17 protein-coding genes, 1 tRNA gene and 1 other RNA gene are annotated in these 24,171 nt (G+C 72.7%); 8 read left to right on the top strand and 11 right to left on the bottom strand.

Annotated elements, in window-relative coordinates:
- Nucleotides 1-123: 123 nt before the first annotated feature.
- From B4E97_RS00770 to B4E97_RS00735, 8 genes are all read right to left on the bottom strand, one after another.
- Nucleotides 124-957 carry an IclR family transcriptional regulator gene (locus B4E97_RS00770; protein ID WP_084412757.1) on the bottom strand — a complete coding sequence of 278 codons (834 nt, stop codon included), beginning with the start codon at nucleotides 955-957 and terminating at the stop codon, nucleotides 124-126.
- Nucleotides 958-967: 10 nt separating this feature from the next.
- On the bottom strand, nucleotides 968-1,651 hold the full coding sequence (gene ligK, locus B4E97_RS00765; RefSeq protein ID WP_029211721.1) for a 4-carboxy-4-hydroxy-2-oxoadipate aldolase/oxaloacetate decarboxylase: 684 nt from the start codon (nucleotides 1,649-1,651) through the stop codon (nucleotides 968-970).
- 27 nt (nucleotides 1,652-1,678) lie between these two features.
- Nucleotides 1,679-2,692 carry an amidohydrolase family protein gene (locus tag B4E97_RS00760; RefSeq protein WP_029211722.1) on the bottom strand — a complete coding sequence of 338 codons (1,014 nt, stop codon included), beginning with the start codon at nucleotides 2,690-2,692 and terminating at the stop codon, nucleotides 1,679-1,681.
- A 125-nt stretch (nucleotides 2,693-2,817) separates the two neighbouring features.
- Nucleotides 2,818-3,504, bottom strand: a complete 687-nt coding sequence (locus B4E97_RS00755) for a molybdate ABC transporter substrate-binding protein (RefSeq protein ID WP_286958297.1) — start codon at nucleotides 3,502-3,504, stop codon at nucleotides 2,818-2,820.
- Nucleotides 3,505-3,581: 77 nt separating this feature from the next.
- Nucleotides 3,582-4,637 carry a PDR/VanB family oxidoreductase gene (locus B4E97_RS00750; RefSeq protein ID WP_239261469.1) on the bottom strand — a complete coding sequence of 352 codons (1,056 nt, stop codon included), beginning with the start codon at nucleotides 4,635-4,637 and terminating at the stop codon, nucleotides 3,582-3,584.
- Nucleotides 4,637-5,746, bottom strand: coding sequence for an aromatic ring-hydroxylating oxygenase subunit alpha (locus tag B4E97_RS00745; RefSeq protein WP_286958295.1), 1,110 nt, complete (start codon nucleotides 5,744-5,746; stop codon nucleotides 4,637-4,639). The genes B4E97_RS00750 and B4E97_RS00745 overlap by 1 nt, the downstream gene beginning before the upstream one ends.
- A 131-nt stretch (nucleotides 5,747-5,877) precedes the next feature.
- Nucleotides 5,878-7,206, bottom strand: coding sequence for an MFS transporter (locus tag B4E97_RS00740; protein ID WP_286958294.1), 1,329 nt, complete (start codon nucleotides 7,204-7,206; stop codon nucleotides 5,878-5,880).
- Nucleotides 7,207-7,335: 129 nt separating this feature from the next.
- Nucleotides 7,336-9,474, bottom strand: a complete 2,139-nt coding sequence (locus tag B4E97_RS00735) for a hypothetical protein (protein WP_286958293.1) — start codon at nucleotides 9,472-9,474, stop codon at nucleotides 7,336-7,338.
- Nucleotides 9,475-9,541: 67 nt separating this feature from the next.
- On the opposite strand from B4E97_RS00735, the gene B4E97_RS00730 reads away from it, so the two are divergent.
- Complete coding sequence (locus B4E97_RS00730; protein WP_286958292.1) at nucleotides 9,542-10,336, top strand: enoyl-CoA hydratase/isomerase family protein; 795 nt, start codon at nucleotides 9,542-9,544, stop codon at nucleotides 10,334-10,336.
- Nucleotides 10,337-10,482: 146 nt separating this feature from the next.
- Nucleotides 10,483-12,120: a S8 family serine peptidase gene (locus B4E97_RS00725; RefSeq protein ID WP_286958291.1), complete on the top strand. Its 1,638-nt coding sequence runs from the start codon at nucleotides 10,483-10,485 to the stop codon at nucleotides 12,118-12,120.
- Nucleotides 12,121-12,162: 42 nt separating this feature from the next.
- On the opposite strand, the gene B4E97_RS00720 is transcribed toward B4E97_RS00725, so the two are convergent.
- Together B4E97_RS00720 and B4E97_RS00715 are read right to left on the bottom strand one after the other, a co-directional pair.
- Nucleotides 12,163-13,491, bottom strand: a complete 1,329-nt coding sequence (locus B4E97_RS00720; RefSeq protein ID WP_286958290.1) for an alpha-amylase family glycosyl hydrolase — start codon at nucleotides 13,489-13,491, stop codon at nucleotides 12,163-12,165.
- Nucleotides 13,492-13,501: 10 nt separating this feature from the next.
- The gene (locus B4E97_RS00715) at nucleotides 13,502-13,837 is read right to left on the bottom strand and encodes a type II toxin-antitoxin system VapB family antitoxin (protein WP_286958289.1); all 336 of its coding nucleotides are present in this window, start codon (nucleotides 13,835-13,837) and stop codon (nucleotides 13,502-13,504) included.
- Between B4E97_RS00715 and B4E97_RS00710 the strand changes: the two genes are divergently transcribed.
- The 3 genes from B4E97_RS00710 to B4E97_RS00700 all read left to right on the top strand — a co-directional run bounded on the left by B4E97_RS00710 (nucleotide 13,821) and on the right by B4E97_RS00700 (nucleotide 17,636).
- Entirely contained in the window at nucleotides 13,821-15,533 is a 1,713-nt protein-coding gene (locus B4E97_RS00710; RefSeq protein WP_414632778.1) for a helicase HerA-like domain-containing protein, read from the top strand. The two genes, B4E97_RS00715 and B4E97_RS00710, sit on opposite strands and share 17 nt — an antisense overlap.
- Nucleotides 15,534-15,927: 394 nt before the next feature.
- A complete protein-coding gene (locus B4E97_RS00705) occupies nucleotides 15,928-17,472 on the top strand; it encodes a M4 family metallopeptidase (RefSeq protein ID WP_286958286.1) in 1,545 nt (514 codons plus the stop codon).
- A gap of 76 nt (nucleotides 17,473-17,548) precedes the next feature.
- Nucleotides 17,549-17,636, top strand: a tRNA-Ser gene (locus tag B4E97_RS00700).
- A 144-nt stretch (nucleotides 17,637-17,780) separates the two neighbouring features.
- Here the strand turns inward: B4E97_RS00700 and B4E97_RS00695 are convergent.
- Nucleotides 17,781-20,330: a bifunctional FO biosynthesis protein CofGH gene (locus B4E97_RS00695; protein ID WP_286958285.1), complete on the bottom strand. Its 2,550-nt coding sequence runs from the start codon at nucleotides 20,328-20,330 to the stop codon at nucleotides 17,781-17,783.
- Between the two features lie 111 nt (nucleotides 20,331-20,441).
- Between B4E97_RS00695 and ffs the strand changes: the two genes are divergently transcribed.
- From ffs to B4E97_RS00680, 3 genes are all read left to right on the top strand, one after another.
- Nucleotides 20,442-20,538: signal recognition particle sRNA small type (gene ffs, locus B4E97_RS00690), an RNA gene on the top strand.
- Between the two features lie 102 nt (nucleotides 20,539-20,640).
- Complete coding sequence (locus tag B4E97_RS00685; protein WP_286958284.1) at nucleotides 20,641-23,292, top strand: DNA polymerase III subunit gamma and tau; 2,652 nt, start codon at nucleotides 20,641-20,643, stop codon at nucleotides 23,290-23,292.
- A 119-nt stretch (nucleotides 23,293-23,411) separates the two neighbouring features.
- Nucleotides 23,412-24,080, top strand: coding sequence for a lysophospholipid acyltransferase family protein (locus tag B4E97_RS00680; protein ID WP_029211736.1), 669 nt, complete (start codon nucleotides 23,412-23,414; stop codon nucleotides 24,078-24,080).
- The last annotated feature ends 91 nt before the right edge of the window (nucleotides 24,081-24,171 follow it).

Genomic DNA, 24,171 nt, shown 5'->3' with positions numbered 1-24,171 from the left:
CGTGGCAGGTGGGGGGGTGGATCTCCAGGTCCAAAACTCCCACGGGGACCGGCGGGGCGTCTGCGGCCCTTCCACGGGGCGGAAGGGGGATCGAGCGGGTCGCACCTGCTCGCGCGGACCGCGTCAGGACGGGCGGGGGACCCTCGCGCCGAGCGCGTCGGAGATGGCCTGCGCCGACCCCAGGACGGCCGGGCGCAGCCCGCCGATCCGGTCGGTGGCCGGGGCGCTGGCCACGACGACGCCGAGCGCCGCGTGCACGGGCCCCGAGCGCCCCATCCGGATGGGCGCGGCGACCGCCACGGTGGTCTCCGACAGCTGCCGGTCGCTGACGAACACCTGCTCGCGCCGGATGGCGCGGAGCTGCTCCTGCACCGTGACCGGGTCGGTGACCGTGAACGGCGTGCGCCGCGGGATGGGCTCGGCGAGCACAGCCTCCTGGATCTCGGGCGGTGCGTAGGCGAGCAGGACGCGCCCCATGCCCGTGGCGGTGATCGGGAACCGGCCACCGACCATCGTGAGCAGCTCGACGGACCGGTGCCCGGCGATGCGCTCGACGAAGACCAGCTCGGTGCCCTCCCGGACCGCGAGCTGGATGTTCTCGTGCGTCGCCTCGTAGAGGTCCTGCAGGAAGGGCAGGGCGATCTCGCGCAGGATCTGTCCCCGGGGGCAGCCGGACGCGACCTCCCACAGCCGCAGCCCGACGTGCCACGAGGCGTCGTCGCCGCGCTCGAGCGCGCCCCACTCCTCCATCTCGCGCACCACCCGGTGCACCGTGCTCAGGGCGAGGCCGCTCGACCGGGCGATCTGCGTCAGGGTCTGGCTGGGGCGCTCGCGGCTGAAGGTCGCGAGGACCGCCATCACCTTGCCGGCGGCCGACACCTGCCCCGGGACGCGCGGGGCCCGCGGACGCCGGTCGGAGGAAGCGACAGGATCCGAAACGTCCGGACGAGGCGTCATCGGGTCTCCGTCAGTCGACGTAGCGCAGGCCTGCCTGGTCGAGGCCCTCGCGCATCTCGTAGTAGTCGAGCCCCAGCGTGCCCGATGCGAAGAGCTCGCGCTTGGCGCCCTCGTTGGCCTCGCGCTTGCGCGCCGCCTCCAGGACCTCGGTGACGCGGTCGGCGGGGACGCAGACGATCCCGTCGTCGTCGGCCACGATCGCGTCACCGGGGTGGACGATCATGCCGCCGCAGACGAGCGGCACGTTGACCGACCCCAGGGTGGCCTTGATGGTGCCCTTGATCGAGATCGCCCGGCTCCAGACCGGGAAGCCGATCTCCTCGAGGGTGCGCACGTCGCGGCAGCCGGCGTCGATGACCAGGCCGCGGGCGCCCTGCGCCTGGAAGGACGTGGCCAGCAGGTCGCCGAAGTAGCCGTCCGTGCAGGGAGAGGTGGGGGCGGCGACGACGACGTCACCTGGGCGGATCTGCTCGGCCGCGACGTGCATCATCCAGTTGTCACCGGGCTGGAGCAGCACGGTCACGGCGGTGCCCGAGATCCGGGCCCCGGGATAGATGGGGCGCAGGGAGGGCTGGAGCTGACCGACCCGCCCGAGGGCCTCGTGGACGGTGGCGCTGCCGAGCTCCGCCAGCGCGTCGGTGGCCTCGCGGTCGGCGCGGGTGATCTGCGTGTGGACGACTCCGAGCTCGTGCATGGGTGGATCCTCTCAGGCGGGTGGCGATCAGGAGATGGCTGCGTCGAGCCGGGGGTAGACGCGGCGGGCGTTGTGCTCGAACACGGCGGCGCGACCGGCGTCGTCGAGGTGCGGGGTGCCGTCGACATACCGGCGGGTGTCGTCGTAGCCGTGCCCGGTGAGCGGGTCGATGCCGCGGACCGCGCCGATCATCTCGGAGGCGAACAGGATGTTGTCCGTGGGGATGACCTGGGTGAGCAGGTCGACGCCGGGCTGGTGGTAGACGCAGGTGTCGAAGTAGACGTTGCGGAGCAGCTCCTCGGCCGGGGGCCGCTCCAGCTGCTGCGCCAGGCCACGGAAGCGTCCCCAGTGGTAGGGCACGGCGCCGCCGCCGTGGGGGATCACGAACCGCAGCGTCGGGAAGTCGGCGAACAGGTCACCCTGGATCAGCTGCATGAACGCCGTGGTGTCGGCGCCCAGGTAGTAGGCGCCGGTCGTGTGGACGGCCGGCACGCAGCTCGTCGACACGTGGATCATCCCGGGGATGTCGTGCTCGACCATCTTCTCGTAGAGGGGGTACCAGTAACGGTCCGTCAGCGGCGGGCTCGACCACCGGCCGCCGGAGGGGTCGGGGTTGACGTTGACGCCGACGAAGCCGTACTCGGTGACGGCCTTGTCGAGCTCGGGCAGCGAGCGCTCGATCGGGACGCCCGGCGACTGCGGGAGCATGGCGGCTCCGATGAAGCTGTCGGGGAACAGGCGGCTGACCCGGTGGCAGAGCTCGTTGCAGATGGCCGCCCAGGCCTCCGAGACCGCCGCGTCGCCGAGGTGGTGCGCCATGAAGCTTGCCCGCGGGCTGAACACCGTGAGGTCGATCCCGCGCTCGCGCATCGTGGCGAGCTGCTGGGTCTGGATCGTCTCGCGGATCTCGTCGTCGCTCATCACCAGCTCGCTGCTCGCGGGGGCTGCACCGCCGGTGTCGTATGCCGCGACCTGCCGGTCCCGCCACGCGCCGAGCTGCGGCGGAGCCGTCGTGTAGTGACCGTGGATGTCGATGATCATGCGGGGCTCCTTGTGGCGGGGCGGGGCTGGCGTAGACGGGGCTGGCGTGGACGGGGCTGGCGTGGACGGGGCGGGCGTGGACGGGACGACGTGTGCAGGACGAGGGTCGGGTCGGGGAGGCGGGGTCAGTCGCAGGACCGGGCGAGGCGCGCGATGCCGGCGAGGACGGCGGCCGCGGCCTCGGGCTGGTCGGAGGCGGAGACCACCGCGCCGACGAACCTGCTCGTGAGCGCCAGGTCCCCCGGGAGCGGGCCGACGACGGCGACGCCCGTCATGCCCTCCAGCTCGGTGCGCTGCTGGACGACGAGGTCGGCGGTGCCGTCGGCGAGCATGGACCCGACGGGGACGCCGGGCGGGGCCACCACGGTGCGGTCGGCAAGACCCCACGCGTCGAGGATGCGGCGGACGGCGTCGCCGCTGGGGCCGGTGGAGATGCCCACGGCGCGGGCCCGCTCGACGGCCGCCCGCAACGCCTCGGGGGTCGAGACGTCCGGGAGGTCGGCGCCGTCGGCGCCCGCCATACGGCTGGAGCCGTCGGCGACCGCCACGACGGCCTCGGTGGCGAGGACGAGCTCCTGCGGCTCGGGCAGGACGTGGCCCTGCGCGGCGAGGCGCTCGATGGCTCCGGAGGCCAGGACGACGACGTCCACGCCGGCGCCCGAGGCCACCTGCTGCTCGACGTCGACCCCACCGGCGGCGTCCGCGACGACGTCGTCAGCGCCGCCCTGCGCCGCGGGCTCGGCCCCGAGCTCCGTCACGAGCCGGGCCAGGAGCGGCGCGGGAGCCTTGGACGAGAGGATGCGAATGGTCATGGGGCACCACCGGATTCGAGGGAGCAATGGGCGCAGGCGCGTGATGACGATGGTGGCACGGCGGATCCGACCCTGCCTCAGGTGGTCTCGATCGTGACGACGGCGGGCCGCTCGGGCGAGCGCGGCGGCGCGTCGTCCGGCTCGTCCGTGTCCCCGATCCGGGGGGTGCCGTGGGCGACGGCGCGGGAGACGCAGGCGCAGAGGCGGTCGTCGCCGGCCTTCTCGTCGGCGGAGAGGAAGACGTCGCGGTGGTCGACCTGGCCGTCCAGGGCGGTCACCTTGACCTGGCACAGGCCGCACTCGCCCTTGCGGCAGTCCCACATCATGTCGACGCCCGCCCGCTCCAGGGCCTCGAGCATCGTCGTGCTGGCGTCGACCCGCACCTCGACCCCGGCCGCGGGGACGCGGACGACGAAGTCCTGCGGGGCCCAGGACCCTGAGTTGCCGAAGGTCTCGAAGCGCAGGTTGGTCACCGGCAGCCCGCGGCGCTCCCACCCGCGCCGCACGGCGTCCATCAGCCGGATCGGTCCGCACATGTAGAGCTCGGTGGACGCGGCCCGCTCGTCGCCGGCGATGTCGTCGAGCAGGCCCTCGACGTCCAGCGGCGTGCCCTCGGCGTCGACGGCGAGGCGGACGCGGTCACCGTGCTCGGCGGCGAGCTGGTCGACGTAGGCCATGGCGGCGCGGGTGCGGCCGACGTAGTGGACGTCGTAGTCGGACCGGCGGGCCCTGAGGGCACGTGCCATGCTCAGGACGGCCGTGATGCCGATGCCGCCCGCGAGGACGACATACCGGCTCGCACCCACCCCCAGGGGGAAGTTCTGCAGGGGCTGGGTGGCCCGCAGCCGGTCACCCGGGACGAGGGCGTGCATGGCGACCGAGCCACCGCGGCTGGCCGCCGACCGGTGGACCGACAGGGCGAGGCGGCGACCGCCGTCCAGCGACTCGACGACGCTGTAGGAGCGCGTGAGGGTGCCGCGGTCCGGTGTGGGGACCCGGACGTCGACGTGCGCCCCGGGGCGGGCGACCTGCGGCTCGGCATACCGCAGGACCACCCGACGGATCCCGTCGGCCGCGTCGTCGACCTCGACGACGTCGACCTCCTGCCAGTGGGCGACCTGGTCGACCGCCATCAGCCTCGTCCCTCCGCTGCGAGCATGCGCTCGATGATGCGGCGGGCCCACATGCCACCCATGTCGATGTTGAGGCTGTAGAACTCGTGCTCGGGGTTGGCGTCGATGGCCTCCTGCTGCGCCTTGAGCATGACCTCGTCCTCGCCGAAGACGCCGTGCACCCCGTTGCGGAGCTGGGTCGTGATCGTCTGGCTCTCGAGGCGGTAGTTGCGCACGAAGGCCCAGAAGTAGTGGCTCGTGCGGTCGGTCTCGGGGGTCATGGTGTTCATGACATAGCCGTTGACGCCCTCGCTGCGGTCACCCTCGGCCGCCCCGGTGCCGGCCTTGGCGACGCCCACGTCGATGCACACCGTCGACGGCGCCTGGAAGTGGATGATCTGCCAGCGGTCGACCTTGCCGGAGAACCCGGGGAACTTGTCGTTCATGTTCTTGAGCCAGAACGGCGGCGGGTCGATGTCGCTCATGTGCCGCGTCACCGTGACGGTGGTGTCCGTGTGGGTGGTGTCGAAGCCGGCCTCGCTCAGCTCCTCCTGCCCGATCGACGACGAGTGGACGAACTCCTCGTGGGTGAGGTCCATGAGGTTGTCGACGACGAGCTGGTAGTTGCAGTCGGCGTGGATCGTCTCGCCGTCGCCCGCCCACTCCGGGGAGGTCATCTGGTGCATGTCGGGGATGGTGTCCGGGTCGGCCAGGTCCGGGTCGCCGAGCCAGACCCAGATGAAGCGATAGCGCTCCACGGCGGGGTATGACGGGACCGCGGCGCTCGGGTTGATCGTCCGCTGCGCCGGCATGTGGGTGCAGCGGCCCGCCGCGTCGTAGCGCATCCCGTGGTAGGGGCACTGGATCTCGTCCCCGACCACGGCGCCGTGGCTGAGCGGGGCGAGGCGGTGCCAGCACGCGTCGGCCAGCACCACCACGCGGCCGTCCGTGGTCCGCCAGAGCGCGAGGGGCTTGTCGCAGACGCGGCGCGACAGCGGTGCCTTGTTGGTGACCTCGTGGTCCCACGCGGCGACGTACCAGGTGTTGAGGGGGAAGGACAGGATCTTGGCGGTGGCCGGGCCCGGGTTGCCGGCGGGCTGGGCGACAGACGTGTGCTCGGTGACGGACATGCGGGACTCCTTCGTCTCCTGGCCGGTGGTGCCGGCCGGTCATCAGTCTTGTGCGTTGTCGGTGCTGCCGCCCAGCCACAGGGCCGAACGCCGAGGGCCGGTCCTGCGGCCGGTCCCTCAGGGCCGCAGCATCAGAGGGCGGACTCCCGGGTGGTGCGCAGGCCCAGCAGGCAGACCGCGCCGATGATCGAGCCCATGGCCATGGCGATGGCCACGCCCTGCAGGCCCATGCCGCTCTGGAAGAGCAGGCCGGCGAGGACGGGACCCAGCGCGGCGCCGGCGCGGCCGACACCGATCACGAAGCCAGTGCCGCCGGCGCGGACCGCCGACGGGAACGAGTGCGCGACGAGGGCGTAGAGCCCGGAGACGGCGCCGTTGGTGAAGAAGCCACCGATGGCCGCGAGGAAGGACAGCCCGGCGAGACCGTCGGCGCCGTGGCCGAAGAAGATGACGGCCGCGGTGGACGCCAGCATGGCGCCGATGACCAGCAGGCGGGTCGAGAGCCGGACCGACAGGAAGCTGAGCGTCAGGGCGCCGATGAGGCCACCGACGTTGGCCCACACCAGGACGCCACCGGCGGACGCGGGCGAGAAGCCCATGTCGACGACGATCTTGGGGACCCACTTGAGGATGAAGTAGAAGGTCATGATGTGGGCGAAGTAGGCCGCGGTCAGCAGGATCGTGATCCGGCCGAGGCCGCCGGAGAAGAGCTGCTTGACCGAGGTGCGCGGCTCGTCGGCGGTCATCGGGGGCAGGCTCGCGACGGTGCGGTGACCGAGCTTGGTCATCGTGTCGTTGATCCGCTCCAGCGCGCCGTGCGGACGCTTCTGGACGAGGTAGCCGACCGACTCCGGCAGGACGAAGTACACGACCGGGAGCATCACGACGGACATGACGACTCCGAAGTAGAAGACCGAGCGCCAGTCGCCCGTGGAGGCGAGCAGGCCGGAGGCGATCGAGCCTCCGACGATGGCGCCGACCGGGTATCCCGCGGACATGATCGCGACGAACATGCTCTTGAGCTTGGCGTTGGAGAACTCGGCGACGACGGCGTTGGTCACCGCGAGCATGCCCCCGATGCCGAGGCCGGTGAGCAGCCGGTATGCCGAGAGGACCACGACGCCGGTGGCATGCGTCGCGAGATACATCCCGAGGCCCATGATGACGAGCGAGACCATCAGCGTCTTGCGGCGACCGATCCGGTCGGCGATGTTGCCGAGGATGATCGAGCCGACCGCCATGCCGATGAGCTCCATCGACAGGACCAGGCCGAGCGCGGCCCGGCTGACGCCCCACTCCTTGGCGATGCCGGGCGAGGCGAAGCTGATGGACAGGACGTCGAAGCCGTCGAGGGCGTTGAGGGTGGTCGCGATGGCGACGGCGAGGTACTGCCGCCCGCCCATCCGGCCCTTGGCGAGGATCTGGCGCGGATCCTCATCAAAGCGAGTCGACTCTGACACGTTGGGGGACCTCCGTCTAGTTGCCAGGATTCCTGGCAGGGAGCCCCACAGTGACAGAGGCCACGACGCGGGGGCCAGAGCCCTTCCGCCTGGCAGAAGACCCAGGGTGAGCGGGGGCGGTGGCTCCCCTCAGGAGGCTGCTGCGTCCGCCGCGCGATCCGGGGCGTGGCCAGGCGCGTGGTCGGCCGGGGGCTGGGGCGCGCAGGCGGTCATCAGCACGACCAGCGGCACGATCAGGATCGAGCCGGCGGGCGGGATCGAGGTGCCGGAGTCGTTGGTGAGGAAGCCGACGATCCAGCAGAGCACGATGGCGGTGAAGCCGATGCGCAGCAGGGGGATCTGGCGCTCGAGACGGGTGAGGGGGCGCCCGAGCGAGGAGAGCGGGCGGCGGGCGGCCCAGGCGGCGAGGAGGAGCAGGACGGGCACGCCGAGGTTGACCCACTGCGAGGTGAGCATGGACCAGTTGTTGACGAAGGTGCTGCGCACGACCGAGGTGAGGTCGCCGGTCTCGATCAGGGTGGCGAGGAAGTCACCGATGTGGCTGCGCTCGTAGCGCGGTCGCAGCATGTCGAGGGTCGCCATGACCAGCGCGGTGAAGGCGCTGAGGGCCGCGATCAGGGCCACGCCCCGCCAGGTCGTGCGTCGCCCCGAGGCCTTGAGGGCGAGGTAGCCGAAGCCCCAGACCAGCGCCAGGGACCCGCCGGCCTCGTCCCCGAGGGCGTAGTGCCCGTCGACCGCGACCGTGACGATGCCCATGGCCGCGATCACCCGGGCCGCCCGGCTGGGGTCGCGGCGGGACAGGCGCCCCGTGAGCAGGGAGGCGGCGAGCAGGGCTCCGCTGGCCGTGAGGGCGAACCCGACGTTGCCGAGCCCGTGCAGGCGCCCGCCGTAGACGGGCTGCAACCCCATCATGGTCATCAGCTGCAGGTGACCGCCGAGCACGAGGTCGACGGCGAGGACGAGAGCCGTCGTCGCCGCGAGGAATCCTGCGGGTCCGGCTCGCCGGCTCCGCCAGGGTCCCCGCAGCGCGACCGTGGCGAGCACCGCCGCCCACCCCAGGACCGAGATCACCAGGCCCAGCGTCGGGTGGTCCCACCGCCACCACGGCACCAGTCCGGCGAGGATGGTCGAGACGGGGACGGCGGCCACCGCGGCGGAGGCGATGCGCAGGGCCCGCCCGGCCGAGGACCGACGGATCGTCTGGCCCCGGCTGCGGTCCCGCTGCAGCACGAGCAGGATGACGCCGATGGTGACGAGCGAGACGAGGACGTAGGTCGTGAAGAACGGCCGCACGAGGTGGTGCTGCACGTCCAGGGCCCGGGCGGTGCCGGCCAGCTCGGCGCGCACGTCGTCGCCGCTCGCCCCGGGCAGCACCACGGGGATGCGACCCTCGTAGCTCGTGCCGGGCAGCGCCGAGACGCGCGAGGTCACCAGGGCGGTGAGGTCGGTGGTGCGGATCAGCCCGGGCTGGCGCGACGAGGCCGACGTCAGCCGCCCCTCGGGGATGCCGGGGCCCCTCATCAGGACCGCGCGCAACGACTCGGGCGCCTGGTCGTCGGCGTGCCCCGTGACGACCAGGGTCGCCTCGCGCGGCAGCCGGTCGATGATCCGCGCCAGCCCGGCGTCGTCGACGCCGTCGAAGGACACGAAGGTGATGGGGCAGCGCCGCAGGTCGGCGCGCCGGGGGTCGGGCTCGTACGACGCCACGGTGCCGTCCTTGCGCACCGCCCCGACCGCCGCTCCAGCCCCGGCCGCGGCGATGCACTGGCGCCGCTCGAGCAGCTGCGTGCCGAGGAGGCCGAGCTCGGCGGGCACGGGCTGGGCCAGCAGCTCGGCCCGCCAGCGCGGGAAGTCCGGGAAGCGCGCCGGGCCGCCCAGCTCGCCGAGGCCGCCGGTCGGGACCGGGCGGGGGATCGGTGGGCAGGGCACGACGGGACCGCTTGCCGGTGCCTCGGGCGTGCCGTCGTCGAGGGAGACGCGGAACCCGGACGACAGGGTGGCCCAGACCGACCCGGAGCAGCTGTGCCCGGCCACGGCGTGGGTGGCGAGGTTGCCGATGGCGGCGTCGTCGGCGAGCCGGTCCAGGGTGGGGGTGCGGCGCTCGTCGACGTCGGCCCAGCGCAGGGTGGGCATCGAGACGACCACGAGGGGGCCGGGCTGCGCCACGGGCTCGGTGCGCGGGCGCAGCAGCGGGGTGAGGAGGGTGACGAGGGCGATCACGAGGATCCCGAAGGCCGTCAGGCGAAGGAAGGACCTGCGTGACGGCATCGCTCCAGGGTAGTTGACCGGCGGGGGAGGTGCGTCCCTCGGGCCGGTCCTGTGGTGGGGTGGTGCCATGACGACCGTCGAGGGGCTCAGCACGTATGTCGACGGCGGGGTCGCCCGCCTCGTCCTGGACCGTCCCGCCAAGCGAAACGCGATGAGCCTCGAGATGTGGCAACGGTTTCCGCACGTCCTGGGGGACCTGGTCGAGGACCCGGCGGTCCGGGTCGTGGTGGTCGTGGGAGCCGGGGACCACTTCTGTGCCGGTGCCGACATCGGCGACCTCCTGTCGGGCCCTGACCCGGCCGATCCGATGGTGCCGGTCCGCGAGGCGGACCTCGCCGCTCAGCGGGCCCTGCTGGACTGCCGCAAGCCGACGGTGGCCGCCGTGCGGGGCAGCTGCATCGGGGGCGGGCTGGAACTGGCCGCGTCGTGCGACCTGCGGGTGGCCGAGGAGGGTGCGCGGTTCGGGGTGACGCCCGCCCGGCTGGGGGTGGCCTACGCGCCGACCGGCATACGGACCCTGCTGGACCTGGTCGGACCGGCGACGACCCGGCGGCTGCTCCTGACCGCCGGCCTGATCGACGCGCTCGAGGCGCACCGGGTGGGCCTGGTCGACGTGCTGACCGGGCCGGGCGAGCTGGACGACGCGGTCGCGGGGCTGACCGACGAGCTGTGCAGCCGCTCGCAGCTCACGATCGCGGCGGTCAAGGAGACGGTGCGGCTGCTGCTCGACGGCGAGGACCCGGAGCCCGCGGCGCAGGCGCGCTACCGCGAGACGATCGCGTCCGGCGAGCTGGCGGAGGGTGTGCTGGCGTTCACCGAGCGGCGGGACCCTCGCTTCCCCTGGGCGGGCGGGCCCGCCTGACGGGTTGCGCCGAACGGGTGGGCTTCGGCGTCGAACGCGTCACGCTGATACCATCCACGGTGTGACGCATGGTCAGGCGACGTAACGTTCTGTGACCGCGTGGTGCGAACCCTGCTCCCGTGCCCTCGTCGAAGGACCCCTCCACCATGCAGACCCGTGCTCGCGCCGGCGTCGTGATCGCCGCCCTCGCCGCCCTCGCGCCGGCGGTCGGCAGCCCCGTCGCCGCCCATGCCTCGGGCGTCGCCCCCGCCGTCGCCGCTGGGGCGTCCGCGCACGCGACCTGGGCCCGACCGTTCGCTCCGGGTCCGGCTCCCGCTCCGGGTCCGGCCCTGGCTCCGGCGGAGGGTCGACCGCAGGGGTGGGCGGCCCGCACCACCTCGGTCACCAGCGCCCCCGGCGCCGTGGCCGCCCCGGCGCTCGCCACCGGCGCCTCGCGGATCCGCGTCGTCACGACCCGGGTCGTCTCCGGCCAGCCCGTCATCAGCACGGCGACCGTCCCGGCAGCCCAGGCCGTCGGCGCCGTCGACCGCGCCCAGGACACGCCCGGCGCCGTGGCCGTCACCGTGGACACGAGGGTGCGCGCGACGGCATACAACGATCCGCTGCGCCCCCAGCAGTGGAGCCTCAGCGCCCTCGGCGGCGAGACCTTCCACGCACGGGTGAGCACCACCGGCGTCACGGTCGCCGTCGTCGACACAGGGGTGGACGGCAGCCACCCCGACCTGCGCGGGGTGCTCGTGCCGGGCGCGCAGTTCCTCGAGCCCTCGGCGGGCGGGACCCGGGGCGCCGGCGCTGTCGACCTCGACGGGCACGGCACGCACGTCGCCGGCATCATCGCGGCCGTCGCGCACAACCGTCTGGGCATCGCGGGTCTCGCGCCCGGCACGCGCATCATGCCGATCAGGGTGCTCGACGCCAACGGTGAGGGGTGGTCGTCCGACATCGCCCGCGGCATCATCCACGCCGCCAACCGCGGCGCCAAGGTCATCAACCTGTCCCTCGGCGGCACCCGCGACGCCGCGGTGGACAAGGCCGTCCAGTACGCCAACGCCAAGGGGGCAGTGGTCGTCGCGGCCGCCGGCAACGAGCGGGCCCAGGGCAACCCGGTGACCTACCCGGCGGCGTACGCCAACGTCATCGGCGTGGCTGCCACCACCAGCGCCCGACGAGCGGCGCCGTACTCCAGCACCGGGTCCTACGTCGACATCGCGGCCCCCGGCGACCGCATCGTCTCGACCTATCCCCGGGCCATGGTCCGCTCGGGCTACGTCCGGATGAGCGGCACCTCCATGGCCGCGCCCGCCGTGTCGGCCGCGGTCGCCGGTCTCAAGGCGGCTCGGCCCACGCTGACCACCTCGCAGGTGCAGGCGCTGCTGAGCCGCACCGCGGCCGATCTCGGCACGCGGGGCCGAGACAACACGTACGGCGCCGGCCTCCTCGACCCCAACAAGGCGCTCTGCGCGGTCAAGGCCTGCCCCGCGGCACTCAGCTGGTCGGGCGTGCGCTCGTGGGCCCCGGTCGTCGGCACCATGGCCACCGGCACGGTGACCGCCCGCACGGTCAACGGCTCCGTCCTCGCCAACGCGCCCGTCCGCACCTGCTGGGCGATGTCGCACCTGCGCGGCCGGCTGCAGTGCTCGGACCGTCGCACCGACGCCGCCGGTCGGGTGCCGACGAGCTTCACCGTGCGCAGCACGACCTCCGTGACCGTCCGCTTCCTGGGGACGTCGGCGGCCACCTCGTCGTCGACGACGGTCACCTACCGGCCTCGCGCGGCCCGCTGAGGGCCGTATGACGCCGGGCGCTCGTCATACGGCCGTCAACCGTCAGCCGAGGAGCAGGCGGTAGTCCCAGGGACCCAGCTCCACGGGCTCACCCTCCACGATCTCGACGGTCTGCTCGTCGGACCCGTCAGACCCGTCGGACCCGAAGAAGTCGCGGTAGCGGCCCGGCGCGGGGGACTCGCGGAAGGCCACCGAGACCGGCTCGGGGGACAGGTTGAAGGCCGCGAAGACCTTGGTGTCGTCGTCCTGGCGCACGAACGCCAGCACCCGGTCGTCCGCCGTCGTGGGCACCGGCACCATCGGGGCGCCGTGCTTGCCGCTCCAGAGCGCGCGGGTGTCGCGCCGCAGCCGGATCAGCCGGGCGTAGAGGTCGCGCATCGGGTGCTCTGCCCAGACGATCTCGTCCTTGTCGAAGAAGGACAGCCGCTTGTCCATGCCCGCCTCCTGGCCGTTGTGGATCAGGGGCATCCCCTTGCCGGCCACCGAGAGCACGATCGCGGCCTCGAGGGCGTCGCCGAACTGCTCGTACTCCGTTCCCTCCCAGGCGTTCTTGTCGTGGTTGGAGACGAACAGCATGCGGATGGAGTCGCGCTGGTAGGCCTTGGCGTCCCACGCGTAGTAGACGCGCAGCGCCTCCAGGTCGGCCTTGCCGTGGGCGATCTTGTGCAGCGCGTCGTTCCAGCTCCAGCCGTAGGTCATGTCGAAGGCGCGGTGGTGCAGGTCGCGCGCCTCCCACTCGGCGAGCAGGAAGACGGGCTTGATCTCGTCGAGCACCGCGCGGACCGTCTCCCAGAAGTCCGTCGGCACCATCCCGGCGACGTCGCAGCGGTAGCCGTCGACGTCGACCTCGCGCACCCACCAGGCCATGGCCTCGGTCATCCACTCGCGCAGCTCGGCGTGGGAGTAGTCCAGGTCGATGATGTCGTCCCAGTCCCACCACGGGGTGGGGCGGAAGTCGCCCTTCCAGTCCCGGGCGTACCACTCGGGGTGCTGCTCGACGAGCACGTTGTCCCAGGCGGTGTGGTTGGCGACCCAGTCCAGGATGACCTTGAGGCCGAGGTCGTGCGCCGCGGCGACGAAGTCCTTGAGGTCCTCGACCGTGCCCAGCTCGGCGCTCACGGAGTAGTAGTCGCGCACCGCGTAGGGGGAGCCGAGCCCACCCTTGCGGTTGACCTCGCCGATCTCGTGGACCGGCATCAACCACAGGATCCCGACGCCCAGCTCGGCGAGCCGGGGCAGGTGCGCCATGGCGGCCCGCAGGGTGCCCTCGGGCGTGAAGTGTCTCGTGTTGATCTGGTAGATCGTGGCGTTCACCGACCACGACGGGTGCTCGAAGGGGTTCTCGGGGGCGGGCTCGAAGCTGTGGGTCACGCCCTCCAGGCTAGAGCTCGCGCAGCGGCTCGCCGACCGGAGCACCGGGGGCGTCGAGGTTGAGGACCCGCGCGTGCAGGTGCGGGCGCTGCTGGAGGGCGGCGCGCAGAGCCCGGTGCAGCCCGTCCTCGAGATAGAGCGTGTCCTGCCACTTGACGACGTGCGCGAACAGGTCGCCGTAGAACGTGGAGTCCTCGGACAGCAGCTGGTGCAGGTCGAGGGTGGAGCGCGTCGTGACCAGCTGGTCCAGGCGGACCAGGCTCGGCGCCACGCCGGCCCAGTCGCGGGTCGTCACCTTGGCGTGCTCGGGGTAAGGGCGGGCCTCACCGATGGCCTTGAAGATCACGCTCCGTAGTCTAGGTGTCCGTCCGCGGTGCACGGGGGTTGCCGCACGCTGGTCGGTGGGCGCTGGTCGGCGCACCAGGCGTGCACCACGGCTGCCGCGCGGATCAGGGCCAGGCGACCCAGCCACCGCTATCGTCGGACGCGTGACCGACTCGACCTCGCAGCTCGACCAGATCCGTTCCGGCTATGCCTTCGAGGGCCCCGCCCTGGACTTCGGCGCGGCCGTCGTCGACGGCACCGCCCACCCGGACGTGCCCGTGCGCATCCCGCTCGCCGTGATGAACCGTCACGGTCTGGTCGCGGGCGCCACCGGCACCGGCAAGACCAAGACGCTGCAGCTGATGGCCGAGCAGCTGTCGACCGGGGGAGTGCCGGTCTTCCTCGCCGACATCAAGGGTGACCTGTCGGGGCTCGCGTCCCCCGGCGTCAGCAACGACAGGCTCGCCTCGCGGGCCGCGGACGTCGGTCAGACCTGGGAGGCCACGGGCTTCCCCACTCAGCTGCTCACGCTCGGCGGGCTCGGCAAGGGCGCCCCGATCCGCTCGACGATCACGAGCTTCGGTCCCACCCTGCTGTCGAAGGTGCTGGGGCTCAACGACACCCAGGAGTCCAGCCTCGGGCTGATCTTCCACTACGCCGACACCAAGGGCCTGCTGCTCGACGACCTCAAGGACCTGCGCGAGGTCATCACGCACCTCACCAGCGACGAGGGCAAGGCCGAGCTCAAGACCATCGGCGGGCTGTCCAAGGCGACCGCCGGCGTCATCCTGCGCGAGCTCGTGACCTTCGAGAACCAAGGCGCCGCAGCGTTCTTCGGGATGCCGGAGTTCGACACCGCCGACCTGCTGCAGGTCGGGGCCGACGGTCGGGGCGTCATCTCCTGCCTCGAGCTGCCCGCCGTCCAGGACCGCCCCGCGCTGTTCTCGACCTTCCTCATGTGGCTGCTCGCCGACCTGTTCCACGACCTGCCCGAGGTCGGCGACGTCGACAAGCCCAAGCTCGTGTTCTTCTTCGACGAGGCGCACCTGCTCTTCGACGACGCGTCGGACGCCTTCCTCGACGCGATCGAGCAGACCGTCCGGCTGATCCGGTCCAAGGGCGTCGGCGTCTTCTTCGTGACCCAGTCGCCCAAGGACGTCCCCGCCGGCGTGCTCGGCCAGCTCGGCAACCGCGTGCAGCACGCGCTGCGCGCCTTCACCCCGGACGACGCCAAGGCGCTCAAGGCGGCGGTCTCCACCTACCCGCGCTCGGGCTACGACCTGCAGGCGCTGCTGACCCAGCTCGGCACCGGCGAGGCCGTCGTCACCGTGCTGTCCGAGACCGGCGCGCCGACGCCCGTGGCCTGGACCCGGATGCGTGCGCCGCAGTCGCTGATGGCCCCCACCCCGGACGCCGAGCTGGACCGGCTGGTGGCGGCGTCGCCGCTGACGGCGCGCTACGCCGCGGCGCAGGACCGCGAGTCGGCGTACGAGAAGCTGACGGCGGCCCAGCAGGCGTCCGCGCCGGCCCCGTCGCCGGCTCCCGCGCCCGCTCCTGCCCCGGCGGAGCAGCCCCAGAAGCCGGAGAAGGACGACCCCGGCCTCGTCGAGCAGGTCGTGCAGTCCTCGGCGTTCCGGTCGATGCTGCGGTCCGCCGGCACGCAGATCGGCCGCGAGATCACGCGCTCGCTGTTCGGCACCGCCCGCCGCCGCCGCTGACCTACCTCAGGTAGTCACATCCGCCTGAGCTAGCACGCGAGGTCGATGTGCCTACCTGAGGTAGGAACATCAGCCCGGGTCGGCACCGCAGGTCGACGTGCCGGACCCAGGTCGATGTGCCGGACCCTTGCGGATGTGCCTGACCGGGCTGACCTTCGCCGGTCGTATGGCGGCCCGGTCGCCGCCAGATGGTGACGCTCCGTGAGGTCGGGCGGATCGGCATACCGGCGGGTAGCCCTCTGACCTGCGCATCTGTGATCGATCGGGTCTCATGCTGGTCAGGGTCTTCCCAGGAACGATTGCGGGACGTAGATTCCCCGCACCCGTTGCTCGACGGGTCGATGGCCCCCGCTCCGCCCCCGCGGAGATCCATCGACGACCCCCTGGAGGATCCATGTCTCGCGCACGCACCGCTGCTGCCCTGACCGCCCCGCTGGCCCTGGCGCTCGCCGCCATCCTCGCCCCCGCGACGTCGTCGGCCGCCCCCGCCGCCCCCTCCGACGCCGCCGGGGCCACCGCGCGGGCGCTCGGCCTCGGCTCCGGAGAGCAGCTCATCCAGCGCACCGTCGGCCGCACCCCCGACGGCGTGACCCACACGCGCTACGACCGTCGCGTCGACGGACTGCGCGTCGTCGGCGGCGACATCGTCGTCCACTCCGACGCCAAGGGCGCCGTGCAGCGCACCGCCTGGGGGCGCGGTCGTGCGGTTGCCCTCTCTGACAAGACGCCCAAGGTCAGCGCCGCCGCCGCCCAGGCCACGGCTCGCGCCACCGCGACCGGCCTGGCCGGCACCCCCACGGTCAGCAGCGAGCTCGTGATCCACAACGGCGACGCCGGCCCGCGCCTGGCCCACGAGGTCGTCGTCAAGGGCATCCGCACCGACCAGACCCCCACCGCGCTGCACGTCGCCGTCGACGCCAAGACCGGTGCGGTGCTGGAGAGCTGGGACACCGTCACCCCCGGCACGGGCAACGGCATCCACGTCGGCAACGTCACCGTCGGCACCAGCGGATCGGCGCCGAGCTTCCAGATGGTCGACGCCCTCGGGCACCGGACCGCCGACCTCAAGGGCACCACCACCGGCGCGGGCACGGTCCTCACCGACGCCGACGACGTCTGGGGCAACGGGACGATGTCCGACCGCGCGTCGGTCGGGGTCGACGCCCAGTTCGGCGCGCAGAAGACCTACGACTACTTCTTCACGACCTTCGGCCGCAAGGGCATCTGGGACACCGGCAAGGGGGCGCCCTCGCGGGTCCACTACGGCAACGCCTACGACAACGCCTTCTGGGACGGCACGCAGATGACTTATGGCGACGGTGCGGGCAACGCCAACCCGCTCACCTCGCTGGACGTGTCCGGCCACGAGATGACCCACGGCGTGACCGAGAACACCGCCGGCCTGGCCTACCGCGCGGAGTCCGGCGGCCTCAACGAGGCGACCTCGGACATCTTCGGCACCATGGTCGAGTTCTACGCCGCCAGCCCGGTCGACGCCGGCGACTACCTGATCGGCGAGGAGCTGGGCAGCGCGCCCTTCCGCTACATGGACAAGCCGAGCAAGGACGGTCGCAGCCCTGACTGCTACTCCTCCAAGGTCGGCCGGCTCAACGTCCACTACTCGTCGGGCCCGCTCAACCACTGGTTCTACCTCGCCTCGGAGGGCTCTGGCGCCAAGTCGGTCGGCGGCGTCAGCTACAACAGCCCCACCTGCAACAGCAAGGCCGTCGTCGGCGCGGGCCGCGACGTCGCTGCCAAGGTCTGGTACGCCACCCTCACCAACGAGCTGACCTCCCGCTCCGGCTACGCCGACGCCCGCGAGGGTGCGATCCGCCAGGCCAAGGCGATCTACGGCAAGGGCTCCGCGCAGTGCTCGTCGGTCGCCGCGGCCTTCGACGGGATCGCGGTCCCGGCCGGGACGCAGACCTGCAGCAACTGAGGCGGGTGAACCTCCGGCGACGGGGCGGTGACGCTCGATTGTGAGCCGGGCCTCCCCATCCGGTACATTGCTCGGCGGAGGATTCGCATAGTGGCCTAGTGCGCACGATTGGAAATCGTGTTGGGATAAAACCCTCGGGGGTTCAAATCCCCCATCCTCCGCCACAGCAGGGGCCCCGCACCGACGTCGTTCGGTGCGGGGCCTCTGCACATGTCCGGGCAGTCTGCTCCTGCCGTATGCCGACAAGCCCGCTGCCGGCGCCGCCGCTGGCCTGGTGCCTCGGCCCGGCGCCTCGCGGACAGGAGGGGTCAGGCGGGGGTGACCAGCTCGGCATACGTGGTCGAGCGCTGACGCAGCGGCCGCCCAATGCCGTCGGTGATCTCGCGCAGCTCCTCGACGGTCTTGGCCGACCCGTGCTCCGAGCCCGCCATGCGGCTGATCGTCTCCTCCATCAGCGTGCCGCCGAGGTCGTCGGCGCCGCCGCGCAGCATCAGCCGGGCGCCGTCGACGCCGAGCTTGACCCAGGACGTCTGTACGTGGCGGATGCGGCCGTGCAGCAGGATGCGGGCCACCGCGTGCACGGCGCGGTTGTCCCGCAGCGTCGGCCCGGGACGGGCGACCCCGGCGAGATAGACCGGTGCGTTGGTGTGCACGAACGGCAGTGGCACGAACTCCGTGAATCCCCCTGTGCGGTCCTGGATCCCGGCGAGCGTGCGCAGGTGGCCGACCCAGTGTCGGGGGTGGTCGACGTGGCCGTACATCATGGTCGAGGAGCTGGGGATCCCCAGCGTGTGGGCGGTCTCGACGATCTCGATCCACTGCGCGGTGGGCAGCTTGCCCTTGGTCAGCACCCAGCGGACCTCGTCGTCGAGGATCTCGGCGGCCGTCCCGGGGATCGAGTCCAGCCCGGCCTCGCGGAGCTCCTCGAGCCACGCGCGCGGGGAGACGCCGGCCTTGGCGGAGGCGGTGGCGATCTCCATGGGGGAGAAGGCGTGCACGTGCAGCTGGGGCTGGACGTCCTTGATCGCCCGCACGATCCGCGCGTAGTCCCCGGGCCGGAGGTCGGGGCTGATCCCGCCCTGCAGGCACACCTCGGTGGCGCCGAGCGTCACGGCCTCCGTGGCGCGAGAGGCGATCTCGTCCAGGGACAGCGTGAACGCGTCGGCGTCGGTCTTGCGCTGGGCGAACGCGCAGAACCGGCACCCGACGTAGCAGACGTTGGTGAAGTTGATGTTGCGGTTGAGGACGTAGGTGACCTCGTCGCCGACCGTCTCGCGCCGCAGGTCGTCGGCGAGCCGGGTCACCTGCTCGAGGTCGTCGCCCTCGCTCGTGAGCAGCGCGAGGTAGTCCTCGTCGGACAGCCCCGCCGGGTCCGCCTCGGCGCGTGCCAGCGCCTGCCGGGCGTCGGACGGGGTCGAGACGCCGCTCCCGTGTGCCGCGACTGCCGCGCTCGTGGTCGCCCGCTCGGCGACGGCCGCCCAGTCGCCGTAGACCTCGTCGAAGTCGCTCCTCCGGTCCTCGGACCGGCCGGTCGTGTCGATGGAGGCGTGCAGGTCGACGCGACCCCGGCTCTGCGTCAGGCCGCCGCTCTCGGCCCCGCCGTCCGGCTCCTGCCAGGTCCGGCCCTCCGGCCGCACGCCCTCGCGCGCCAGCCCCGTCGCCGGGTCGGCCAGGGCGGCGACGTGCGGGTGCAGCCGCGGATCGATCCACGCCTCGTCCCGCCCGAGCGCGCCCTGCACGAAGCGCGGGTGAGCCGTCAGGCGCTCGCGCAGCTCGAGCCCGGCGGCCTCCGTGACCGTCCGCAACAGCTCGATCTCGGGCCAGGGACGCTCGGGGTTGACGTGGTCGGGCGTGACGGGCGAGACCCCGCCCCAGTCGTCGACCCCCGCGGCCAGCAGGCGCCCGCAGTCCTCGATGTCGCTGAGGTTGGGCGGCGCCTGCACGCTCGTGCCCGGGCCGAGCAGGACGCGGGTCACCGCGATCGTCGCGAGGTACTCCTCGAGCCCGACGTCCTCGGAGGCCCGCATGGCGGTGTCGTCCTTGGCGCGGAAGTTCTGGACGATCACCTCCTGCACGTGGTGGTACTCCCGGGCGAGGCGCCTGATCGCGAGGATCGACTCCACGCGGTCGGCCGGCGTCTCGCCGATGCCGACGAGGATCCCCGTCGTGAAGGGCACGCCGACCCGGCCCGCGTCCTCGACCACGCGCAGGCGCACGGCCGGGTCCTTGTCGGGCGAGCCGAAGTGGGGTCCGCCCGGCTCGGTCAGCCGCGTCGAGGTGGACTCGAGCATCATCCCCATCGAGGGTGCGACCGGCTTGAGGCGCTGCAGGTCGGACCAGCTCATGACGCCGGGGTTGAGGTGGGGGAGCAGCCCGGTCTCCTCCAGCACCCGGATCGCGGCGGCGCGGACATACGCCAGGGTGTCGTCATACCCCTTGCTGTCCAACCACTCTCGTGCCGCCGGCCACCGGTCCTCGGGGCGGTCGCCGAGGGTGAACAGGGCCTCCTTGCAGCCCTGCGCCGCGCCCTCGCGGGCGATCTCGACCACCTCGTCGAGCGACAGGTAGGGAGCCTCGACGCGTCCTGGCGTGGTCGCGAACGTGCAGTAGTGGCAGCGGTCGCGGCACAGGCGCGTCAGCGGGACGAAGACCTTGCGGGAGTAGGTGACCGTGCCGGGTCGCCCCGCCTGGACCATCGCGGCGTCGCGGACCCGTCCGGCCACCGAGCACAGCGCCTCGAGGTCCGTCCCTCGCGCCCCGAGCAGCACCTCGGCCTCGGCGGCGTCGAGCGCCTTGCCTTCCCGCGCTCGGGCGAGCGAACGCCGCATCGCGTTGCTGGACCTGGTCTCCTCCGTCATGCGCTGCAGGCTACGTCAGGGGTCCGACAGACCCCTCGGGCGGTCCGCGGGGCGGCGAACGGGCTGCCCGGCGGGATTGGCTGATGGGGTGGGGGCTGCACTAGCATGAGGACCGGCCCCCCGCGTGGTGGTACCTCTCCCAACTCCCCCAGGGCAGGAATGCAGCAAGGGCAAGAGAGCTCTTCCAGGTGCGCGGGGGGTCTTCTCATGCCCCCCTCCTGCCGGTGGACCAGCGCGTATGCCGCCACGGCCACCGCAGGCCGGCGCGACGGCATACCCCTTGTCAGAGGCGACCACTAGGGTCGTTCTCGTGAGCACAGCCCTCTACCGCCGCTACCGCCCCGAGACGTTCGCCGACGTCATCGGGCAGGAGCACGTGACCGAGCCCCTGATGCAGGCCCTGCGATCGGGCCGGGCCAGCCATGCCTACCTGTTCAGCGGTCCGCGCGGCTGCGGCAAGACGACCTCCGCCCGCATCCTCGCGCGCTGCCTCAACTGCGAGCAGGGACCGACCGACACCCCCTGCGGCACGTGCGAGTCGTGCGTGGCCCTGGCGCGCGGTGGCGCGGGATCGGTCGACGTGATCGAGATCGACGCGGCGAGCCACGGTGGTGTCGACGACGCCCGTGACCTGCGGGAGAAGGCGTCGTACGGCCCGGCGCGCTCGCGCTACAAGGTCTACATCATCGACGAGGCGCACATGGTGACGCCGCAGGGCTTCAACGCGCTGCTCAAGATCGTCGAGGAGCCGCCCGAGCACGTGAAGTTCGTCTTCGCGACCACCGAGCCGGACAAGGTGATCGGCACCATCCGCTCGCGCACCCACCACTACCCGTTCAGGCTGGTGCCGCCCGCCCGGCTGACCGACTACCTGCAGGAGCTGTGCGACGCCGAGGGCGTGCAGGTGGCGCAGGGCGTGCTGTCCTTCGTCGTGCGCGCGGGTGGCGGCTCGGTCCGTGACTCCCTCTCCGTGCTCGACCAGCTCATGGCGGGCGCCGGCGACGAGGGGCTGACCTACGACCGGGCCGCGGCGCTGCTCGGCTTCACCGAGGTCGAGCTGCTCGACGCCACCGTCGACGCGCTCGCCGCCGCAGATGGGGCCGCCGTGTTCCGTCAGATCGACAAGGTCATCGAGTCGGGCCAGGACCCGCGCCGCTTCCTCGAGGACCTGCTCGAGCGGCTGCGCGACCTGATCATCGTCCTCGCCACCGACCAGGGCGCGGCCGCAGTGCTGCGCGGCGTGCCCGAGGACCAGCTCGAGCGGATGCGCTCGCAGGCGGCCGGCTTCGGCGCCGGGGCCCTCTCCCGGGCCGCCGACGTCGTCAACACCGGACTCACGGAGATGACCGGCGCCACCTCGCCGCGCCTGCAGCTCGAGCTCATCTGCGCCCGGCTGCTGCTGCCCGGCGCCGCCGGCGAGCAGGGGTATGCCGCGCGCATCGACCGCCTCGAGCGGCGCATGGACCTCGGTGGCGGTCACGTCGCGTCCGCCGAGCCGGGTGCCGACCCGCGTGGGGTCTCGGACTCGCGTGGGGTCTCGGACTCGCGCCAAGGGGGTCTGAGCGGTGCCGAGGCCGCACGCGCCGCCGCCCGGCGTCCCGCCGACTCCTCCGCTCCGGCAGCCGCGGCTGCAGCCCCCCCGTCACGAGCCCAGTCCTCGTCCCAGGCGCAGGGGCAGCCCCATTCCCAGCCGCAGGCGCCTGCTGTGCCTGCACCGTCGTCCCCGTCGTCGAGCTCGGCCCCCTCGCCGACCGTGAGCTCGTCGCCGTCCCCCGTTGCCGAGCAGGGGGAGGAGCGTCGCGAGCAGGTGGCGGCCGACGCCTCGAGGGTCAGCGACGAGCCGCCGCCCGCCCAGCCCACCCCGGGTGACGTGCCTCGCAGCGGTGGCGTCTCGGCCGAGGAGCGCGAGGCGCTGCAGCAGGAGCAGGTGCGCGAGACCCGGCCGGCAGCCGCACACCCGCAGAGCGCACCCCAGACTCACGGCGGGGTCGACGCCGACATGCTCCGTCGCGCCTGGCCCGACGTGCTGGCGACCGTGTTCAAGGAGAAGCGCGTGACCTGGACGATGCTGTCCGAGCACGCCCAGATCATGGAGTTCGACGGCCGCCGCGTGGTGCTCGGCATCAACAATCCCGGAGTGGCCCAACGCTTCGCGACCAGCAAGGTCCACGCCGAGGTGGTGCGTCAGGCGCTCATCGACGTGATCGGCGTGGACGCCCAGGTCGAGGGCGTGCCCCTGGCGTCGCACGCCAGCGGCGGCGGTGGTGGCCACGGCGCACCGCGTCAGCAGGCGCCCCGCCCGGCGACGGCCGAGCCTTCGGCGCCACCGGACCACGCTGGCTCCGGGCCCGCAGCTCCGGCGCACGGGGGCGGTCGGTCACAAGGGGGCTCACCGGCCCACGACGATGCCCCCTCCCCGGAGATGCGCGAAGCCATGGGGATGGGCGGTGCGCCGTCCCGCGGCGACGACAGCTCGGGAGGCTGGGCGGCAGGTTCCCCTGCTCCTGACTGGGCGACGCCCTCCCCTTCGGCGGCGGAGTCGGATCCGGCGACCGGCCCCTCGTCGGCATCACCCCCAGCAGCAGCCGCACCGGGATCACGCGCCCCCGGCGGTGGAGAGACCGGAGATTCACGCGGCCCAGGGCAGGCCGGAGACTCACGCGGCTCCGGTCAGACCTCCGACCGGCCCGCGCGACCTTCCGCAGCTGGTGAGCCGCGCGACGAGGACGAGCCGGTCGACGCCGAGTGGGTTCCGGTCGACGAGGCGTCGTTGTCGCCCTACCAGCGCGCGATGCGCCGGGCCGCTGCCCAGGAGGGACGTCAGGGCCAGGGTCGTCAGGTCAAGCGGGTCTCCGACGAGGACGTCAGCACCGACGACGAGAGCGTCGACGGGGGTGCCGCCGGGCCGGCGGTCATCGCCAGCATCCTCGGCGGCAAGGTCATCGAGGAGCGCACCCCCTGACGGTGGCGCGCATGGCGGTGGGACCGGCATACGGACGCGGTGCGCGCCAGCAGGTCTGTCCCCACGCACGGGACCGCTAGGCTCGGCCCGCACGCCCGTTCCGTCGACTGCGAGGGTCCATGTTCTACCGACTCGTCCACTCGGTGCTCAAGCCGGTGACCCACGCGATCTATCGACCGCACATCGACGGCATCGACAACGTCCCCCGGCGTGGGCCGGTGATCCTGGCGAGCAACCACCTGTCCTTCATCGACAGCTTCGTGATCCCGCTGGCCGCGCCGCGTCAGGTGGCCTTCCTCGCCAAGGCGGAGTACTTCACGGGCACGGGCGTCGCCGGGGCGATCCGTCGCGAGATGTTCGAGGCCGTCGGCGCGATCCCGGTCGACCGCGACTCGTCCCGCGCCGCGCAGCAGTCGCTCGAGGCGCAGCTGGAGGTCCTCCGCCGCGGCGGTGCCACCGGCATCTACCCGGAGGGCACGCGATCGCGCGACGGTCGTCTCTACAAGGGCAAGACCGGAGCGGCCTGGCTGGCGCTGCAGGCGGGCTGCCCGATCGTGCCGGTCGGCCTGATCGGCACCCCCGACATCCAGCCCGTCGGCGCCCGGTGGCCCCGGATCGCCAAGGTCACCGTCAAGTTCGGCACCCCCATCGAGGTGGCGGGGCGCTTCGTCGGCGTCCCCGCGGCCAAGGCCCGCCGCCAGGTCACGGACGAGGTGATGGCGGCGATCCACGCGCTGACCGGCCAGGAGCTCGCGGGCACGACCAACGACCGCTCCGCCCAGGCCTGACCAGCACCGCCGCGGGCCAGCGTTCGTGAGCTGGGAGCGCACGATGTGCGGGTTGGGGGCGCCAGGAGCGTGCGTTTGTGAGCTGCGAGCG

It is taken from the genome of Arsenicicoccus sp. UBA7492 (assembly GCF_002479615.1).
Lineage (GTDB): Bacteria > Actinomycetota > Actinomycetes > Actinomycetales > Dermatophilaceae > Arsenicicoccus > Arsenicicoccus bolidensis.
The sequence above is the reverse complement of the archived record's forward strand: the minus strand, read 5'-3'. Positions and strand labels throughout refer to the sequence as shown.

Bases quoted from the DNA above. Each gene is read 5' to 3' on its own strand.
- B4E97_RS00770 (WP_084412757.1), bottom strand. From the start codon at position 957: ATGACGCCTCGTCCGGACGTTTCGGATCCTGTCGCTTCCTCCGACCGG.
- ligK (WP_029211721.1), bottom strand. From the start codon at position 1,651: ATGCACGAGCTCGGAGTCGTCCACACGCAGATCACCCGCGCCGACCGC.
- B4E97_RS00760 (WP_029211722.1), bottom strand. From the start codon at position 2,692: ATGATCATCGACATCCACGGTCACTACACGACGGCTCCGCCGCAGCTC.
- B4E97_RS00755 (WP_286958297.1), bottom strand. From the start codon at position 3,504: ATGACCATTCGCATCCTCTCGTCCAAGGCTCCCGCGCCGCTCCTGGCC.
- B4E97_RS00750 (WP_239261469.1), bottom strand. From the start codon at position 4,637: ATGGCGGTCGACCAGGTCGCCCACTGGCAGGAGGTCGACGTCGTCGAG.
- B4E97_RS00745 (WP_286958295.1), bottom strand. From the start codon at position 5,746: ATGTCCGTCACCGAGCACACGTCTGTCGCCCAGCCCGCCGGCAACCCG.
- B4E97_RS00735 (WP_286958293.1), bottom strand. From the start codon at position 9,474: ATGCCGTCACGCAGGTCCTTCCTTCGCCTGACGGCCTTCGGGATCCTC.
- B4E97_RS00730 (WP_286958292.1), top strand. From the start codon at position 9,542: ATGACGACCGTCGAGGGGCTCAGCACGTATGTCGACGGCGGGGTCGCC.
- B4E97_RS00725 (WP_286958291.1), top strand. From the start codon at position 10,483: ATGCAGACCCGTGCTCGCGCCGGCGTCGTGATCGCCGCCCTCGCCGCC.
- B4E97_RS00710 (WP_414632778.1), top strand. From the start codon at position 13,821: ATGGCCTTGAAGATCACGCTCCGTAGTCTAGGTGTCCGTCCGCGGTGC.
- B4E97_RS00705 (WP_286958286.1), top strand. From the start codon at position 15,928: ATGTCTCGCGCACGCACCGCTGCTGCCCTGACCGCCCCGCTGGCCCTG.
- B4E97_RS00695 (WP_286958285.1), bottom strand. From the start codon at position 20,330: ATGACGGAGGAGACCAGGTCCAGCAACGCGATGCGGCGTTCGCTCGCC.
- B4E97_RS00680 (WP_029211736.1), top strand. From the start codon at position 23,412: ATGTTCTACCGACTCGTCCACTCGGTGCTCAAGCCGGTGACCCACGCG.